Annotated in this window: 17 protein-coding genes and 1 pseudogene; 17 read left to right on the plus strand and 1 reads right to left on the minus strand. The window is 68.8% G+C overall.

All coding sequences use genetic code 11. The features are described from left to right. Positions 1-179 precede the first annotated feature (179 nt). From LK06_RS21250 to LK06_RS21320, 15 genes are all read left to right on the plus strand, one after another. A complete protein-coding gene (locus LK06_RS21250; RefSeq protein WP_374208080.1) occupies positions 180-1,040 on the plus strand; it encodes a hypothetical protein in 861 nt (286 codons plus the stop codon). 61 nt (positions 1,041-1,101) lie between these two features. Then, a complete protein-coding gene (gene cpaB, locus LK06_RS21255; protein WP_039653037.1) occupies positions 1,102-1,806 on the plus strand; it encodes a Flp pilus assembly protein CpaB in 705 nt (234 codons plus the stop codon). Between the two features lie 12 nt (positions 1,807-1,818). Continuing rightward, complete coding sequence (locus LK06_RS21260; protein WP_039653038.1) at positions 1,819-3,078, plus strand: CpaE/TadZ family protein; 1,260 nt, start codon at positions 1,819-1,821, stop codon at positions 3,076-3,078. Positions 3,079-3,191: 113 nt separating this feature from the next. After that, positions 3,192-3,521: a septum formation initiator gene (locus LK06_RS21265; protein ID WP_052269951.1), complete on the plus strand. Its 330-nt coding sequence runs from the start codon at positions 3,192-3,194 to the stop codon at positions 3,519-3,521. 124 nt (positions 3,522-3,645) lie between these two features. Next, positions 3,646-3,981, plus strand: coding sequence for a TadE/TadG family type IV pilus assembly protein (locus LK06_RS21270; RefSeq protein WP_043433741.1), 336 nt, complete (start codon positions 3,646-3,648; stop codon positions 3,979-3,981). Next, complete coding sequence (locus LK06_RS21275) at positions 3,978-5,315, plus strand: TadA family conjugal transfer-associated ATPase (RefSeq protein ID WP_039653042.1); 1,338 nt, start codon at positions 3,978-3,980, stop codon at positions 5,313-5,315. Before LK06_RS21270 ends, LK06_RS21275 begins: the two co-directional genes overlap by 4 nt. Before the next feature lie 12 nt (positions 5,316-5,327). Continuing rightward, entirely contained in the window at positions 5,328-6,272 is a 945-nt protein-coding gene (locus LK06_RS21280; RefSeq protein ID WP_043406081.1) for a type II secretion system F family protein, read from the plus strand. A gap of 10 nt (positions 6,273-6,282) precedes the next feature. Further along, the gene (locus LK06_RS21285) at positions 6,283-7,170 is read left to right on the plus strand and encodes a DUF5936 domain-containing protein (protein ID WP_039653044.1); all 888 of its coding nucleotides are present in this window, start codon (positions 6,283-6,285) and stop codon (positions 7,168-7,170) included. A gap of 262 nt (positions 7,171-7,432) precedes the next feature. Then, complete coding sequence (locus LK06_RS21290; RefSeq protein WP_078886287.1) at positions 7,433-8,791, plus strand: sensor histidine kinase; 1,359 nt, start codon at positions 7,433-7,435, stop codon at positions 8,789-8,791. A gap of 12 nt (positions 8,792-8,803) precedes the next feature. Then, on the plus strand, positions 8,804-9,565 hold the full coding sequence (locus tag LK06_RS21295) for a response regulator (RefSeq protein WP_043406078.1): 762 nt from the start codon (positions 8,804-8,806) through the stop codon (positions 9,563-9,565). Between the two features lie 125 nt (positions 9,566-9,690). Then, positions 9,691-9,921, plus strand: a complete 231-nt coding sequence (locus tag LK06_RS21300; protein WP_174673908.1) for a hypothetical protein — start codon at positions 9,691-9,693, stop codon at positions 9,919-9,921. A gap of 11 nt (positions 9,922-9,932) precedes the next feature. Beyond that, positions 9,933-10,514, plus strand: a complete 582-nt coding sequence (locus LK06_RS21305) for a pilus assembly protein TadG-related protein (RefSeq protein WP_234367466.1) — start codon at positions 9,933-9,935, stop codon at positions 10,512-10,514. A 34-nt stretch (positions 10,515-10,548) separates the two neighbouring features. Continuing rightward, positions 10,549-11,136, plus strand: coding sequence for a hypothetical protein (locus tag LK06_RS21310; RefSeq protein ID WP_039653230.1), 588 nt, complete (start codon positions 10,549-10,551; stop codon positions 11,134-11,136). Between the two features lie 7 nt (positions 11,137-11,143). Beyond that, a complete protein-coding gene (locus LK06_RS21315; RefSeq protein WP_039653047.1) occupies positions 11,144-11,776 on the plus strand; it encodes an OmpA family protein in 633 nt (210 codons plus the stop codon). Positions 11,777-11,857: 81 nt separating this feature from the next. Further along, complete coding sequence (locus LK06_RS21320; RefSeq protein ID WP_234367467.1) at positions 11,858-12,460, plus strand: TetR/AcrR family transcriptional regulator; 603 nt, start codon at positions 11,858-11,860, stop codon at positions 12,458-12,460. 134 nt (positions 12,461-12,594) lie between these two features. Here the strand turns inward: LK06_RS21320 and LK06_RS21325 are convergent. Further along, positions 12,595-12,960, minus strand: a pseudogene (locus tag LK06_RS21325) (DUF192 domain-containing protein); the annotation flags it as partial. Positions 12,961-13,284: 324 nt separating this feature from the next. Between LK06_RS21325 and LK06_RS21330 the strand changes: the two are divergent. Both LK06_RS21330 and LK06_RS21335 read left to right on the plus strand, forming a co-directional pair. After that, positions 13,285-14,070, plus strand: a complete 786-nt coding sequence (locus LK06_RS21330) for a class I SAM-dependent methyltransferase (protein ID WP_039653049.1) — start codon at positions 13,285-13,287, stop codon at positions 14,068-14,070. A gap of 799 nt (positions 14,071-14,869) precedes the next feature. Beyond that, positions 14,870-15,643: an isoprenyl transferase gene (locus LK06_RS21335; protein ID WP_039653051.1), complete on the plus strand. Its 774-nt coding sequence runs from the start codon at positions 14,870-14,872 to the stop codon at positions 15,641-15,643. The last annotated feature ends 146 nt before the right edge of the window (positions 15,644-15,789 follow it).

Genomic DNA, 15,789 nt, shown 5'->3' on the forward strand with positions numbered 1-15,789 from the left:
TCAAACTGTCCGGATTTGGCGGGAGTTGCGCCGAGAGACTTCCCAACGAGCTTCACAAACGCTGTTCTCCGGCCACACGCCCGTGGATACAGTGCTCAGGTAGTCACGCAGTGAAGTCGTCCTGGCGCATTGGAGTGACACCGGTGGGCCGGCGGGGTGTTGAGAGCGGGGAGCTGCGCGTGCCAACTGCCATTGCCGTGACCAGCGCCGACCTGGCGCTGCCAGCACAGGACGAACGCACCGTGCCGGCCGTCGTGCTCGGCGGCCTCGACCGGCTTCCGCTGGACCACGCCCTCACCGAACTGCACACCCTCACCGAGCAGTACGGGCACGTGGTCGTCGTCTGCTCGCCGGCCACCCCGGAATCGGTCCTGCGGCGGTTGTACACTCTGCGCTCGCTGCTGGAGAGCGACCGCATCGCCTTCTTTCGACCCGCTCTGCCGCCCCTGGCCATCGCGGTCCTGGCTCGGCAACTGCGGCAGCTCGCCTCCTGCGATCTGAGCCCGGGTGTGCTCGCCTCCGCCGGGCGCCTGCTCACCCACTACCTTCACGCGGGCGCCGTCCTCGGTTCCGTGGCGAGGCTGGACCGGGTCCCGGTGGGCCTGAAGGCGCACGCCAAGTCATGGGTTCCCGGCAGTCAGTTCGCGGTCCTGGCCCACCCGGAGCCGCAGCTCGTGCGGATCGGGCCCGACGCCGCGCTCAACGGACCGGAGTTCCACACCTGGATGCTGGTCGCCAAGGGGCAGTTGCAGACCGATTGGGTCGCCGGACTGGGCACCCGGTGGAACGTGCACGGACTGCGTGAGACCCCGCTCCCCGCCGAGTCCCCGATGTGGTGGGGGACCGGCCGGATGGTCGAGTTCTGCAGCTACCTCGCCGACCTGCCGGTCCTCTACCAGCTGGTCACGTCCGTACGGCAGACCAGCTGCCACTGGTGCGGCATCGACGTCATCGGTGACCGCTGCGTCTTCTGCTCGGCCTGCCCGCCCCTGCCCGAACCAGCCACTCCCCGCGCCCTGGAACGGCGAACGCCGTCCTGACCGGCCCCGACAACAGCTCACATCCCGCTCGACCGATTCCCCCAATGAGGTTGCACGGTTCATGAACTCCCGTCAGCGCCGCGGCGTGATACTCCTGATTCTGTCGGTCCTGTGCGCCCTCGGAGCGTTCGCCGGCGTGCTCTCCGTCGTCCACGACGTGAACTCCAAGGTCGGCCCCGAGGTCACCGCCTACCGGGTCAAGTCCGACGTGAAGCCCTACGCCGCGCTGGACGCGGAGCAGTTCGAGAAGGTCAGGATGCCCAAGCGCTGGCTGTCCGGGAACGCCGTCACCGACCTCCGCCAGATCCGGGGAAAGATCGCCGTGACCACCCTGCGGGCCGGCTCCCTGCTGCAGACCGACATGATCGTCGACCAGCCCGCCCTCCAGTCCGGACAGCAGGAGGTCGCCATCATGATCGACGCCGCCACGGGCGTGGCGGGCAAGATCACGCCGGGCTCACGGGTCAACGTGTACGCCACCTTCGAGGGAAAGAAGGACGGCGACCCGGACCAGTCGAAGATCATCGTCACCAACGCCCGGGTCCTCGACGTCGGCCACATCACCGCACTGGACCCCGACCGCAGCAAGAGCCAGCAGCCCGCCGAGGCCGTCCCCATCACCTTCGCGCTGTCCACCCTCGACGCCCAGCGCATCACCTACGCCGAGTCCTTCGCCCAGCGCGTCCGGCTCGCCCTGGTGGCACCCGGCAGCGAGACCAGCGTCCCGGACAAGGACCGCACCTACGAACTCGCGACGGACAAGTGAGAGGCGGCCCGCATGCCCACCAGGATCCTCCCGGCCGGTGCGGACCCGGATGCCGTCCGCTCCCTCACCACCCTGCTCAGCCAGCTCCCCGACGCCGAACCACAGCCGCCGGTGACCGACTCCACCCAGCTGGTCGACACCCTCGCCCGGCTCGCCACGGAGTCGGTGGACGAGCTTCCGGAAGTCATCGTCGTCCATGAACACATCGGCCCGGTCCCCGCCCTGGAGCTGATCCGCGAGGTCGCCCTGCGCTTCCCGGCCGCAGGAGTCATCCTCGTCACCACCGACGCGAGCCCCGGCCTGTTCGCCGCCGCCATGGACTCCGGCGCCCGCGGCCTGGTCGCGCTGCCGCTGTCGTACGAGGACCTCGCCAGCCGCGTGCAGGCCGTCGCCCAGTGGTCGACGGGCGTACGGCGGCACCTCGGCCATGGCGTGGACGAGTTCGGCGGGGCCGGTGGCACCGTCGTCACGGTCAGCGGCGCCAAGGGCGGTACCGGCGCCACCCTGACCGCCATCCAGCTGGCCCTCGCCGCCCAGGCCTCCGGTCGCGCCACCGCCCTCGTCGACCTCGACCTCCAGACCGGCGACATCGCCTCCTACCTCGACATCCAGTTCCGCCGCTCAGTGGCCGACCTCGCCGCCATCACGGACATCTCCCCGCGCGTCCTCGCCGACGTCGTGTTCCGCCACGACACCGGCCTCGCCCTGCTCCTCGCGCCCGCCGAGGGCGAACGCGGCGAGGACGTCACCGACCGGGCCGCCCGCCAGATCGTCAGCGCGCTGCGCTCCCGCTACGAGATCGTCGTCATCGATTGCGGTGCCCAACTCGGCGGGGCCGGCGCGGCGGCCGTCGAGACGGCCGACACCGCCCTGCTGGTCACCACGCCGGACGTGATCGCCGTCCGCGCCGCCAAGCGGACGGTACGGATGTGGGACCGGTTGCAGATCCGCAAGGCCGAGGAGACGACAGTGGTCGTCAACCGGCATACGCGGAGTACGGAGATCCAGCCCGCGCTGGTGCAGCGCATCACCGGCACGGCCCTCGCGCGCACCACCGTCCCCGCCAACTTCAAGGAACTGCAGGGGGTGGTGGACGCGGGCCGGGTCCACGAACTCGACAGCAGGAGCGCGGTGAAGCAGGCCTTGTGGGGACTGGCGGGCGAGCTGGGGCTGGCGAAGTCGGCGAAGACGGCCGAGGGGACTTCCCACCGCGGGGGCGGACGGCTGCGGGGCGACCGCGGGTCGGTGGGCTTCCGGCGGCGGAAGGAGTGAGCGCCGCCATGAGACGGCCGGGCGAGCGACGGCGGGACCAACCGCCCCTGGGAGGGTGCGGGGACCTGGGAGAGCACGGCGACCGGGGACAGGTGAGCGTGGAACTCCTGGGCATGGCACCGCTGATCATCCTGACGCTGGTGCTGATGTGGCAGGCCGTGTTGGTGGGGTACGCCTACACGCTCGCGGGGAATGCTGCGGACGAAGGTGTGCGGGCGGGAACGGCGGTACCTCGGGGGGAGCGGTTCGGCGTGTGCGAACAGGCGGCACTGAAGCACCTGTCGGGGGCGTGGCGAGGGGGCGCGACCGTGGAGTCCTGCGGAGGGACCGGTTATGTGACGGCGGACGTGGCCATCAAGGTCCCCGTGCTCTTCCCCGGCTCCATCGACTTCCCCGTCACCGTGCACGGCCACGCCGGGGCTGTGGAAGAGGTGAAGCGCTGAGATGCCGTACGGGCGTGGAAATGCTCGCACAGGTGCCCAGGGGGCGGACGGGCACAGTAGCGGGCGTGGCTACGGGCGCGGTAGCGGGCGTGCGCGGGGGTGCAGGCGGCGGGACACGGGTCAAGTGGCCATCGAGTACCTCGGGTTCGTGCCGATCCTGCTGATCGTCGGACTGGCCGGCATCCAGCTCGGCGCGGTCGCCTACGCGGCCGAGCAGGCCGGAACGGCGGCCCGGGCGGGCGCCCGAGCCGCGTCCCTAGGACGGTCCACAGCACAGGCCTGCACGGACGCGGTGAGCGGCGGGATCAAGGTGACCTGCTCGTCCGGCGGCGGAGGCGGCTCCGTCACCGTCACCGCGACCGTGCACATCCCCGAGATCGTCTGGGACCTCGGCGACGCCACCAAGACCGCGACCATGCCGCTGGACCACGGACCAGGACAGAGGAGCAGCGGACCATGAGCCTGCGGGCACGTATCAACACCCCGGAGGAGCACCGCAGCCGGGGCGAGGACGGGCATCTGGTCGCCTCCTACCGCGCCAAGCTGCTGGAGGAGATCGACCTTGCGGAGATGGGCTCGCTGGCCGCCGCCGAGCGCCGGGCCCGGCTCGAGCGGGTGCTCGGGCACATCATCAGCCGCGAGGGCCCCGTGCTGTCGACGGTGGAGCGCTCCCAGCTGATCCGCCGGGTCGTGGACGAGGCGCTCGGCCTCGGCATCCTGGAACCGCTGCTTGAGGACGCCTCCGTCACCGAGATCATGGTGAACGGCCCCGACACGATCTTCGTGGAGCGCGGCGGCCGCGTCGAGCAGTTGCCACTCCGCTTCGTCTCCGCCGACCAGCTGATGCAGACCATCGAACGGATCGTCTCGACGGTCAACCGCCGGGTCGACGAGTCCAACCCGATGGTGGACGCCCGCCTTCCCTCCGGCGAACGTGTCAATGTCATCATCCCGCCGCTCTCACTGACCGGCCCGATCCTCACCATCCGCCGTTTCCCGCGCTCCTACACCCTCCAGGAACTGATCGGCTTCGGCTCGCTCGACGAGCACATGGTGTACCTGCTGGCCGGGCTGGTGCAGGCCAAGTTCAACATCATCGTCTCGGGTGCGACGGGCACGGGGAAGACCACCTTGCTCAACGCCCTGTCCGGACTCATCCCGCCACACGAACGCATTATCACCATCGAGGACTCCGCCGAACTCCAGCTCCAGCAGACACACGTGGTCCGCCTGGAGTCACGTCCGCCGAACGTCGAGGGCAACGGACAGGTCACCATCCGCGACCTCGTCCGCAACTCGTTGCGCATGCGCCCCGACCGGATCGTGGTCGGTGAGGTCCGCGGCGGCGAATCCCTCGACATGCTGCAGGCCATGTCCACGGGCCACGACGGCTCCCTCGCCACCGTGCACGCCAACAGCGCCGAGGACGCCCTGACCCGTCTGCAGACCCTCGCCTCGATGTCCGACGTCGAGGTGCCCTTCGCGGCGTTGCACGACCAGATCAACAGCGCGGTCGACGTCATCGTCCAGCTCACCCGGTTCGCCGACGGCGCCCGACGCATCACCGAGATCGCGCTGCTCGACAGCCACGGCGGGGAACCGTACCGGCTGGCGACCGTGGCCCGGTTCGACGCCCGGCCCATGACTCCCGACGGCCGCGTCCCCGGCTCCTTCCAGTACTTCCCCCTCCCACGCCGTACCGCCGACCGCCTCTACATGGCGAGCCAGCCCGTCCCGCAGGCCTTCGGCGTCGCCCATTCCGCGCAGCAGCTCGCCACCCGAGAAGCCAGGTAGGTAGGCAACCCCATGGAACTCCACACCCTCGTCCAGCTGACCACCGGCGTGGCGCTGCTGACCTGCGTGCTGGCAGTGGTCGGCGTGCACACCTACGCCTCGGGCCGGGCCCAGCGCGCCGCGCTCGTCGACCGACTCACGCACACCGGTCCGCCTCCGGCGACCGGCCGCAGACGCCGCTTCGGCGACCTCGACCGGCGGCTGCGCCGCACCCGCTTCGGCCGCTGGCTGGAACTGCGCCTCGCCACGACCGGCCTGGACGTCACACCAGGCGAGTTCTTCGTCTACATGCTCGCCACGGTCGCCGCGCTCTGGCTGATCGGCCAGGCCACGCTGGCCCCCTTCTTCGGACCGCTCGCAGGGCTCCTCGGTGTCTGGGCGACCGTGCAATTCCTCAACTGGCAACGCCAGAAACGCATCGAGCGCTTCATCGGCCAGCTTCCCGAACTAGCCCGCATCCTGGCCAACGCAACCCAGGCCGGCCTGGCCCTGCGCACCGCGATCGGCATGGCGGCGGAGGAACTGGAGGCCCCGGCGGGCGAGGAACTCGCCAAGGTGTCCGACCAACTGGCCATCGGCCACACCCTGGAGGACGCGCTCGGCGAGCTCGCCGCCCGGCTCCCCTCTCGCGAACTGGTGGTGCTCGTCACGACCCTGGTGCTGTCCAACCGGGCCGGCGGCCAGGTGGTCTCCGCGCTGCGGAACCTGACCGAGACGCTGGAGGAACGCAAGGAGACCCGGCGTGAGGTCCGCACCCAGCTCTCCCAGGTGACCATGACGTCGTACGCCGTACCCGTCCTCGGCATCGGCGCGCTGTTCCTGATGAACGGTGTCAAGGACGGCGCCCTGGAACGCATGACCGGCTCGCCGGTCGGCCAGGCCTGCGTGGTCATCGCCTTCTCCCTGTACGCCGTCGGATTCGTGTTCATCCGGCGCCTGAGCCGGATCGACGTGTGAGGACGACGCCATGGGATTCCTCCTCGCGCTGCTGATGGGCGTCGGCGTCCTGGGCGCCTTCGCCGGCATCCGCATGTACCGCGCGGACGCGAAGCTCCCCAGCGACCTTGCCGTGGCCCTGGAGGTCGGTGCCACCCGCACCGGCGCGGTGGGTTCCGTCATCGACCGCATGGGCATGCGCTACGCCCCGGCCGTCCTCCGCCTCATGGGGCCCCGCCTGGTCGCCAAGTACCGCCGCAAGATCGACCTCGCGGGCAACCCCGGCGGCCTGACCATCGACCGGTACGCGGCCCGCCGTGCGGTCTACGGCGTGCTCGGCGGCGTGGGCTTCCTCGTCTTCCTGCTCCGCGGCCAGTGGTTCGTCGCCCTGCTGCTCCTGCTGTTCGGCGCGTTCTGGACCGAGGTCGGCATCTGGTCCGCGATGCGGGTCCGCAGGGACGTCATCGAGCGCACGCTGCCGGACTTCCTGGATGTGCTGGCGGTGGTGGTCAGCGCGGGCCTGGGGTTCCGCCAGGCCCTGGACCGGGTCGCCTCCCGCTACGAGGGTCCGTGGGCCGACGAACTCCACATCACCCTGCGCCAGATGGACCTGGGCATGAGCCGGCGCCAGGCGTTCGCGGAACTGCGTCGCCGCAACGACTCCGAGCAGGTCGCGATGTTCGTGACGGCACTGCAGCAGGGCGAGGAACTGGGCGCGCCCATCGTGGACACCCTCGTCTCCCTGGCCAAGGACATGCGTCGCACCGACGCCCAGAACGCCCGCCGCAAGGCCGCCCGCGCGGTACCCAAGGCCACGCTGATGATCACCACGTTCATGGTTCCGGCGACGATGCTCCTGCTCGGCGCGGGCCTGCTCCTGGGCTCCGGGGTGGACTTCGGCTCCCTCACGGGGAAGTGAGGGCGGGGTGATGGTGACACGACCGATGGAATGCGGGCGCGCCGGGTCCGCCGGGGGCGTGTCCTGCGCGGAACGGATGCGGAGGTCCCCGGAGGGGGCCTTCGGCGGGTGGCCGCGCGGGGTCGCAGCTCGCGCGGGGTGGCCGAGGTGGGCCGCCGTGCGTGGAGGGTGGCGCAGGGGAGGCACCACGCGCTCGCCGCGCCGCTGGAAGGCGTCGGCCGGTAGCGGGGGAGGCGGTACAGGGGCCGGTACAAGGACTGGTATGGAGGCAGGGGCCAGTACACCCGCGACAGCGGCGGCGCCTGGTGTGGCGACCGCGGCGGGGGGCGCGGCCGAGCCGTCGGAGAAGATCCAGGTCCGTGCATTGCAGGCGTTGTGCCGGCAGGTCTTTGGTTTCCGACTGGCCATGATCGTCCTGGCGGCCCCGGCGGCCCTGCTCAACGCCGCCCCCGGACTCGGCGCCCGCCTGGTCGGAGCGGCCGTGGTCATCACGTTCATGGTGTCCTACGTCCTGTTCCGCGACTGGGAACGTTTCGGGCCCCTCCTTCTGCGACACCCCACCCTCCTCGCCGCCGACACCCTCTTCGGATCCCTCCTCCTCGTCTCAGCAGGCCCGGACACCACCCTCGCCTACGTGAGCGTCTGCACTCCGTTGTTGGCCGGTCTGGTCTACAGCTGGCGCGGCGCGGCCTGCTTCGCCTCCCTCCAGTCCCTGATCCTGCTTCTTGTTCACGCCACCCTGAACACCGATCGGCACGCGCCCGTCGCCGAGGCACTGTTTCTGCCCGGCCTGTGTGTCGTCGCCGGAGCCATGGGCTCCACCCTGCGCGACCTGATGCTCCGCTTCGGCGCGGCGACCCAGGCACTGACGACGACCCAGGCGCGCCTCGCGGCTGCGGAGGCAGTCAGTGCCGAACGTGCCCGGCTGGCCCGTGAGATGCACGACTCCGTGGCCAAGACGCTCTACGGGGTGGCCCTGGCGGCGGACGGCCTGGCGTCGACCGTGTCGATGGCCACCCCCGACCCGGCCCGTCTCAAGGAACAGGCGGAACTTGTGTCCCGGTCGGCGCGCAGAGCGGCCGCGGAGTCACGGGAATTGCTGACGGACCTGCGGCGGGAGCGGCCGGAAACGCCCGAGGAGGAGCAGCCAGGCACCGTGGAGTCGTCCGAGCGGATCACGGTCTGGCGCGAACTGGAGCTCCTGGCCCGTGACGTCACCGCACGAACCGGACTGCTGGTCACCTGTCACTGGTCGTGTGTGCCGGAGCTTCCCGTGCTGCCGGCGCCCCTCACCCACCACCTCTTCTCCATCGTCGCGGAAGCGCTGGAGAACACCCATCGCCACGCCTTTGCGACCCATGTCGAGGTCCGGGCCGCCGTCGATGGTGACCTGCTCCGTCTTGCCATTCGCGACGACGGCACCGGCATCCCGTCCGGAATGACCCTCGAACGACTCTGCGCCTCGGGCCACTTCGGCCTGCTCGGCATGGTCGAACGAGCTGCCCAGGCAGGTGCCCGCATCCGTATCGGGCAAGTCCGTCACCAGCCAGGCACGGAGGTACGAGTGGAGCTGCCCGTATCCGTCCTGAACCGAGTCGATCCGTCCCTCCGGGAAGACTGAGAGGAGGCACCGATGCAGGACAGCCATCCCCAGCCGGACTTCCCGGGGCCGGCCTCGCCTGGCTGCGCGCCGCTGCGGCTGCTGGTCGCCGACGACAACCCGGTGGTCCGTGCGGGCCTGGTCGCCCTGCTCTCGGGCCGCGAGGACACCACCGTGGTGGCAGAGGCAGCGGATGGCCGTGAGGCGTACCAGGCAGCTCTTGAGCACCGCCCTGACGTCATCCTCCTCGATGTCCGGATGCCCGGAGTCGATGGAATGTCGGCGTTGCCGCATCTGGTCCGGCTGGCTCCGGTCATGATGCTCACCTATAGCCACGAGACGGAGACCGTGCGGGAGGCGCTCCGGCTGGGGGCGGGGGGATACCTGGTGCACGGCGAGTTCACGACGGAGCAGCTGGGGCGGGCGGTGCGGGACGTGAGGGAGGGACGGCCGCATGTGACACCGGGGGCGGCGAGCGCGTTACTCACCGAGCTTCGTAGGAGTGCGCCTGCACATGCAGAAGGTCAACATCCCCTATTCGTAAGGGATAAAAACCCTCAAGCACTTTCGCAACTGCAATCATCTGTGGGACAGTCATGCCGTTCGCGGTTCCGGCTGAGTACCAGGGAGGCGGAGATCATGGACCTCATCGCGTCCGGCATGAGCAACCAACAGATCGCCGCCGTCTGCTTCATCAGCGAGAAGACGGTCAAGAACCACATCAACCGCATTTTCGCCAAGCTCCACAGCACGACCAGGTCCCAGGCGACGGCAAAGTGGCTGGGGGTGGTCTGAGGTGCCGGTGCGGGGGAACGCCGACGGCGCGCAATGGGCCCGGGATTGGGCCCTGGGACCCTCCGGGGATCGGTGTGTGGAGTCTTACGTTTGCCGAATCCGAAGCGAAGCCGGAGGGGAGCACGATGAGCGATCTGCTGCTGAAAACGGCCGTGGCGGCCAAGGTGCACATGAGCAGTTGGAAGGGCACGACGGTCGCGGCTATGCGGCGCCGCGCCGGCGACCGAGGACAGACCGCGGTCGAGTACCTCGGAATCATCGCTGTGGTGGTGGCGATTGTTTTGGCGATCACAGGCACGGATGTCGGCAAGGCGATCCTCGACAAGATCAAGGCCAAGATCACGGAGATCACCTGAGCGTTCGGCGTGTGCACGGTGATTCTGGGCAGGCCTTCCCCATCTACATCACGGTGGTGGCGGGTCTGCTCTTTCTTGCGCTCGTCTACCTTGCAGTCGGTCAGGCTGCGGTGAACCGAAGCGGCGCGCAGACAGCAGCCGATGCGGCAGCGCTGGCGGCGGCTCAGAGCCGCCGCGACCATCTGGCGGGATTGTGGCTCCAGAGCCTCAAAGATCCGGCTGGCTGGGAGGACGTCTTCGACGGCAAAGTCGACCACAGTTCGTCATGCTGGAGGGCTGACCAACTCGCCGCCCAGAATGACGGACACGTGCAGATGTGCGATGACTCAGAGCCGTTGAGAGTCAGGGTCGAGGTCCAGACGAACAAGCCCGTTGGAGACTCCGTTGTCCCCGGAACGAAGGACATCAGATCGACCAAGTCCGCCACTGCTGTGATCGAACCGCTCTGCACATTCGATGTCCCTGGCAACCGCAATGAGGACGCGCCGCTGCCTGAGCTCACATGCAACGGCAGGGTTTGGGCACCGAACCCCGAGGACTCCGGAAACTTGCCGGGACCTGACGACCTCTTCGATGTCCACCTGGCCGGATGACGAGCGGATGACGATGAAGAAGGAAAGCAGAGCGATGAGCATGTGGTTCACTGCGGGGGCTCGCAGAGGAATTGCCGCAACGGCCGTTGCTGTCGGTTTGACCGTCGGTGTGGCCGGTTGTGGTGGTGGGGGCAGCGGCGGTAAGAAGTCGGGCACCTCAGCATCCGTCCCCGGGCATAGGCATGGTGGTTCGGCCGTGAGCCCTCAGGAGGGTGAGTCCGCGGAGCCGCTGGCTGAACTCCGGGGCCCAGATGGACTGACGCTGAAGATTACGTCGGCTCGGCGTGATTCCGGAGGGTTTGTAACCGTCAATGCGCTACTCAAGAACGACGGCGGTAAGGACGCGGTCCTCTCGTCACAGCTGACTGGCAACGAGACCGAGATCATGAGGAACGGGCAGTCCTTCGGCGGGGCCACACTTGTGGACGTGAAGGGGAGGAAGCGCTACTACGTGTTGAGGGACACTGATGGCCGCCCTCTGACCACGACAGGCGTTCAGACGGTCAAGTCTGGCGACACGGTCCCCGTCTTCATGCAGTTCCCGGCCCCTCCGGCTAGTACCAGCGCGGTCTCCTTCCAACTGCCCACGTTCTCCAGCGCCACCATCCAGATCTCCGGGTGAGGCCGACGTGACCACCACACCCCGTTTTGCCCTCACCTTCTCGGCAGTTGCCCTCCTCCTCGCGGTCGATCTGTGCGGAGCGATCCCGGCGAGCGCCGATGACACGGGTCCCAGCCAGCCCCCCGGAACGGAGCCCTCCGCCACGGCGCCGGTGAAGATCGACCCCACCGACCCAGATCTGAAGCTTCCCGAGGGGGCGACCCTGGCCGCCCCCAAGGTGCTGGACATCAAGTCGGTCGTGGAGGACCAGAGCGGGGACGAGCGCCGCGAAGACACCAACGCCGACGTGACCTTCGCGCTGCAGGCCGAGGTGCTGTTCGGCAAGGACAGTGCCAAACTCGGCGCGGCGGCGAAAACCCGCATCGGGGCCATTGCCGCGGAGATCAAGAAGCAGAACGCGACCCAGGTCCGTGTCTTCGGCTTCACCGACAACCTCGGCTCCTCCGCCCATGGCGACGTCCTGTCCAAACAGCGTGCCAACGCCGTCCAGGCCGTTCTGGACCAGGACCTGAACGACCCGGACATCACCTTCGACGTGCGCGGCTACGGCGAGCAGTACCCGATCGCCGACAACTCGAATGAGGCGGGGCGGAAGAAGAATCGACGGGTCGAGGTCTCCTTCCCCCGTACGCAGGAGTGAGGCGGCGGCTCGGCGCATGAGTCAGTTGCCTGACTGAGGAGGGGCATGTGCGCCCAACCGGAGCTGTCTATAGTCAGTGAGGTGACCAACTCAGTGGATCGGCGGGCGCAGGCTTCACAGAAACGCCGGCGTCTCACGGCGGCGGCGGCCCGGGTTCTGCACCAGCAGGGGGTCGAACGCACCACCCTCGCTGACATTGCGCGTGCGGCCGACGTCCCGGTCGGGAACGTCTACTACTACTTCAAGACCAAGGACGAACTGGTCCGGGCCGCACTGTCCGAGCACAGCGCGCATCTGGACGAGCTCACCGGCCGGTTGGAACTGCTGTCCGATCCGCGAGACCGCCTCAAGGGGCTGATCGAAGAGTGGATCGGCCAGCGTGACGTGACCGCCCGTCACGGATGTCCCACGGGCACGCTGGCCGTTGAACTCGACAAGCGCGCGGACGGCGCCCTAGACGCGGAAGTCGGCGCGGTGGTCCGGCGACTGCTGGACTGGGTCGGACATCAGTTCCGTGAGCTGGGCCAGTCTGACCCGGACGACTTGGCCCTCACTCTCGTCTCCACCTACCAGGGCATGTCACTCCTGGCGAACGCCCTGCGCGATCCGGACGTCATGAGCCGTGAAGGAGGGCGCCTGCTGCGCTGGCTCGATTCCCTCCAGAGTCCGAACGAACGGTACTGACCCGGTCACGACGGCTGGCCGTTCCCGTCCCGGTCTCCCTCCCTGCATCCCCTCGTTTCCGCCGCCGTGGCTCTCCCCGCGCTTCGTCCCGTGGCGTCATCCCGCACCTCGTCCGTTTCCCGTACTCCTTGCCCCACCTCTACCCGCATTCCCGTCCTCAGTGCCCACCGGGCCATGGCGCCTGCCTCAGCTTCCAGTACGTGGCGTGCCCGCAGCCGGGGCCGGCCCAGGCGTCCCGGCCGCATCGTGTGGACGGCGACGACGGTCAGCCGGCGGTCCAGATAGGCGACATCGATGGGCATGCTCATTCCAAACGTGTGCACCCCGCTCGCTGGTGAGAGCAGCATCGCCCCGTCGATCGTCTCCCGGCCCAGCAGACCCTTCGTACGGGCCCGGTAGGAAACCGAGATCTCCAGGGGGACGGTGATCACCCGTTCCCCCGAACGCTTCCGCACGATCAGTTGGCCCCGCCCGTCGCGCCAGCGCCGTCGCCGTCCCATGCCCGTCTACCCGTCCTCCCCGCGTGTTGCCACCTCAACACGCCCCGGTCGTGTATGCGTTGTCCCCTTCCGTACTCCCCACCAGGAAGGCCGGTATGACTCGACTCCGAGGATTCGACTCCACAAGACCGCGACGTACACGTCACCATCGGTGTGAGGCCCCGCGGGGCGAGGAGCGTGCGCGGTGCGTTCCCCTCCTCCCTCCCGTTCTCGCACCCTCTCGTTCTCGTGTCCTCCCGTCCTCGTGCCCTGCTCCCGGTGTGGCCGGTCGTGGCGCCGGAAAAGGAGCTGGATCCGCCGGAATGCCCTGCGACCATGGCCGCTATGGCAGGAAACCGTTCATTTGAAGATCTCGTAGCCGAGGCCGTCGCCGTCTCCACCGAGGGGTGGGACTTCTCGTGGTTCGAGGGGCGGGCCACCGAGGCGCGGCCCTCTTGGGGGTACGCGCGGTCGGCGGGGGAACGGCTGGCCGGTGCCCAGGCCGCACTCGATATCCAGACCGGCGGTGGTGAGGTGCTGGACTTCATGCTGAGCGTGGCCGAGCCAGCCCGGCCGGCGCTGGTCGCCGCCACGGAGGGATGGTCGCCGAACGTGGCCAGGGCCACCGCCTTGCTGCGGCCCCGCGGCGTGGTGGTCGTCGCCGCCCCTGACGACGAGCCGCTGCCGTTTGCCGACCAGGCGTTCGACCTGGTGCTCAGCCGGCACCCGGTGCTGCCGTACTGGGATGAGATCGCCCGGGTGCTACGGCCGGGTGGCAGGTACTTCGCCCAGCACGTGGGGCCCGCCAGTGTGTTCGAGTTGGTCGAGTACTTCCTCGGGCCGCAGACGGAGGAAGTGCGCGATGCCCGCGACCCCGGGCGCGAACGGGCCGATGCCGAGGCGGCAGGCCTGGAGGTGGCCGTCCTGCGGGCGGAGCGGCTGCGGATGGAGTTCCACGACATCGCCGCGGTCGTCCACTTCCTACGCAAGGTGGTCTGGATGGTCCCCGGTTTCACGGTGGAGGCGTACGAGCCCCAACTGCGTGCGTTGCATGAGCGGATTGTGCGGGAGGGTCCGTTCGTTGCGCACAGCACCCGGCACCTCTTCGACGCCCGAAAGACGGCCGGATGAACGCAGCGCGGGACGGCGCACCCGGCGAGTGCCACCCGGTCGGGTGGTGATCAGGACGGCTGGCGAACAGGACGGGTGGTGAACAGGGCGCAACGGGGGAAAAGGGCCACGTGTTCATCAGGGCTCCGCCCATGGTTCTCACATCGTTATCGGATGAGGTTCACATCCGCCTCATCCGTCACGTAGGTTCAGACCAAGGTAATTCGCGCCAGCAAAGCAGCGCGGGCGGCACCGCGCAGTGGAGGGGGCTGTGCGGTGCCGTGGAGCCCGGTGGTGCACCTTTGCCGCCGTAGCGGAATCGTCAAGTCCCCGTTCGCTGGCGGGGTCACCCCTGAGCGGGACCCTCGGGCGACTCGCCGATACGTCCCCAAGATGGCGCAAATCCTCCGCCCCGCTTCCGGGCGCCTTCGAATCTTTGTGAATGTCTTCGTGTTGGGTCGCATTTGATCGCGCCCGACCGTATCTACCTGAGATTCCGCTGTGAATCAGCCATGAAGTGACCCGGAATCCGGTCTTCCGTGCCCCTCGAGGCGTCGCCGGGTGATTTCGGAGAGTAGTTGTGTCGCGCCGATGCACCCACCATCCCTTACGAAGGGTTATGGTGGAAACCCCCCCTCGGGCCGGTCCGTCTCCCCCCCACGGACCGGCCCGTTTTCTTACCCCCCGGACGTCGGGAACCTCGCGGCGGCGCTGGCGCCCCAACTGCCGCAATCCGGGCCCCGAGCCACTGCCGGGACCCCGTCTGGGGGTAGGCTCTGACCGCGGTGACCGTACCCGCGCCACAACCTCCGGAGGGCCCGTGAACCTGCGTGACAAGCTGCGCGGCCTGCTCGTCAGGCTCTACGCGCGCCGGGTGGAAGGCCACCTGGACCACGCTCAGGTGCCCAAGCACATCGGCGTCATCATGGACGGCAACCGCCGCTGGGCGAAGGCCTCCGGATCCACCGCCGTCCACGGGCATCGAGCCGGTGCCGACAAGATCGGGGAATTCCTCGGCTGGTGCACCGAGACCGACGTCGAGGTCGTCACCCTGTGGCTGCTGTCCACGGACAACTTCGACCGCCCTCAGGAGGAACTCGGTCCGCTGCTCGGCATCATCGAGGACGTCGTCCACACCCTCGCCGTCGACGGTCGTTGGCGGGTGCACCACGTGGGCACGACCGATCTGCTGCCCTCCCAGATGCAGACGGCGCTGAAGGAGGCCGAGGAGGCCACCGCACACATCGACGGGATAGTCGTCAACGTGGCCATCGGCTACGGCGGTCGGCAGGAGATCGCCGATGCCGTGCGCTCCATGCTGTTCGATGCCCATGACAAGGGCGTGTCGATGGAGGACCTCGCTGAGTCCGTCGACATCGACATGATCGGCCGTCACCTCTACACCGGTGACCAGCCCGACCCGGACCTGGTGATCCGTACCAGCGGTGAACAGAGGTTGTCCGGATTCATGCTCTGGCAGACCGCACACTCCGAGTACTACTTCTGCGAGGTCTTCTGGCCGGCCTTCCGCAAGGTCGACTTCCTGCGCGCGCTGCGCGACTATGCGGCACGTCACCGCCGCTACGGCGGCTGACCCAGCCGTACCACCGCCTCGTCCACCACGGTGGCGGGCGTTGCTCCGCACCCCGGTTCCGGGGGACGTCACAAGGAGTTCATCAGCGCGCCGTTGGCCGTATTTGCATGGCGGCGCGCGTTCGAGGGCATAAGCCAAGCAGGTCG

It is taken from the genome of Streptomyces pluripotens, from assembly GCF_000802245.2.
Lineage (GTDB): Bacteria > Actinomycetota > Actinomycetes > Streptomycetales > Streptomycetaceae > Streptomyces > Streptomyces pluripotens.

What these genes read in the sequence shown, in the direction of transcription:
- cpaB (WP_039653037.1), top strand. Translation starts at nt 1,102, where the DNA reads ATGAACTCCCGTCAGCGCCGCGGCGTGATACTCCTGATTCTGTCGGTC.
- LK06_RS21260 (WP_039653038.1), top strand. Translation starts at nt 1,819, where the DNA reads ATGCCCACCAGGATCCTCCCGGCCGGTGCGGACCCGGATGCCGTCCGC.
- LK06_RS21265 (WP_052269951.1), top strand. Translation starts at nt 3,192, where the DNA reads ATGGCACCGCTGATCATCCTGACGCTGGTGCTGATGTGGCAGGCCGTG.
- LK06_RS21275 (WP_039653042.1), top strand. Translation starts at nt 3,978, where the DNA reads ATGAGCCTGCGGGCACGTATCAACACCCCGGAGGAGCACCGCAGCCGG.
- LK06_RS21280 (WP_043406081.1), top strand. Translation starts at nt 5,328, where the DNA reads ATGGAACTCCACACCCTCGTCCAGCTGACCACCGGCGTGGCGCTGCTG.
- LK06_RS21285 (WP_039653044.1), top strand. Translation starts at nt 6,283, where the DNA reads ATGGGATTCCTCCTCGCGCTGCTGATGGGCGTCGGCGTCCTGGGCGCC.
- LK06_RS21290 (WP_078886287.1), top strand. Translation starts at nt 7,433, where the DNA reads ATGGAGGCAGGGGCCAGTACACCCGCGACAGCGGCGGCGCCTGGTGTG.
- LK06_RS21295 (WP_043406078.1), top strand. Translation starts at nt 8,804, where the DNA reads ATGCAGGACAGCCATCCCCAGCCGGACTTCCCGGGGCCGGCCTCGCCT.
- LK06_RS21300 (WP_174673908.1), top strand. Translation starts at nt 9,691, where the DNA reads ATGAGCGATCTGCTGCTGAAAACGGCCGTGGCGGCCAAGGTGCACATG.
- LK06_RS21310 (WP_039653230.1), top strand. Translation starts at nt 10,549, where the DNA reads ATGAGCATGTGGTTCACTGCGGGGGCTCGCAGAGGAATTGCCGCAACG.
- LK06_RS21330 (WP_039653049.1), top strand. Translation starts at nt 13,285, where the DNA reads ATGGCAGGAAACCGTTCATTTGAAGATCTCGTAGCCGAGGCCGTCGCC.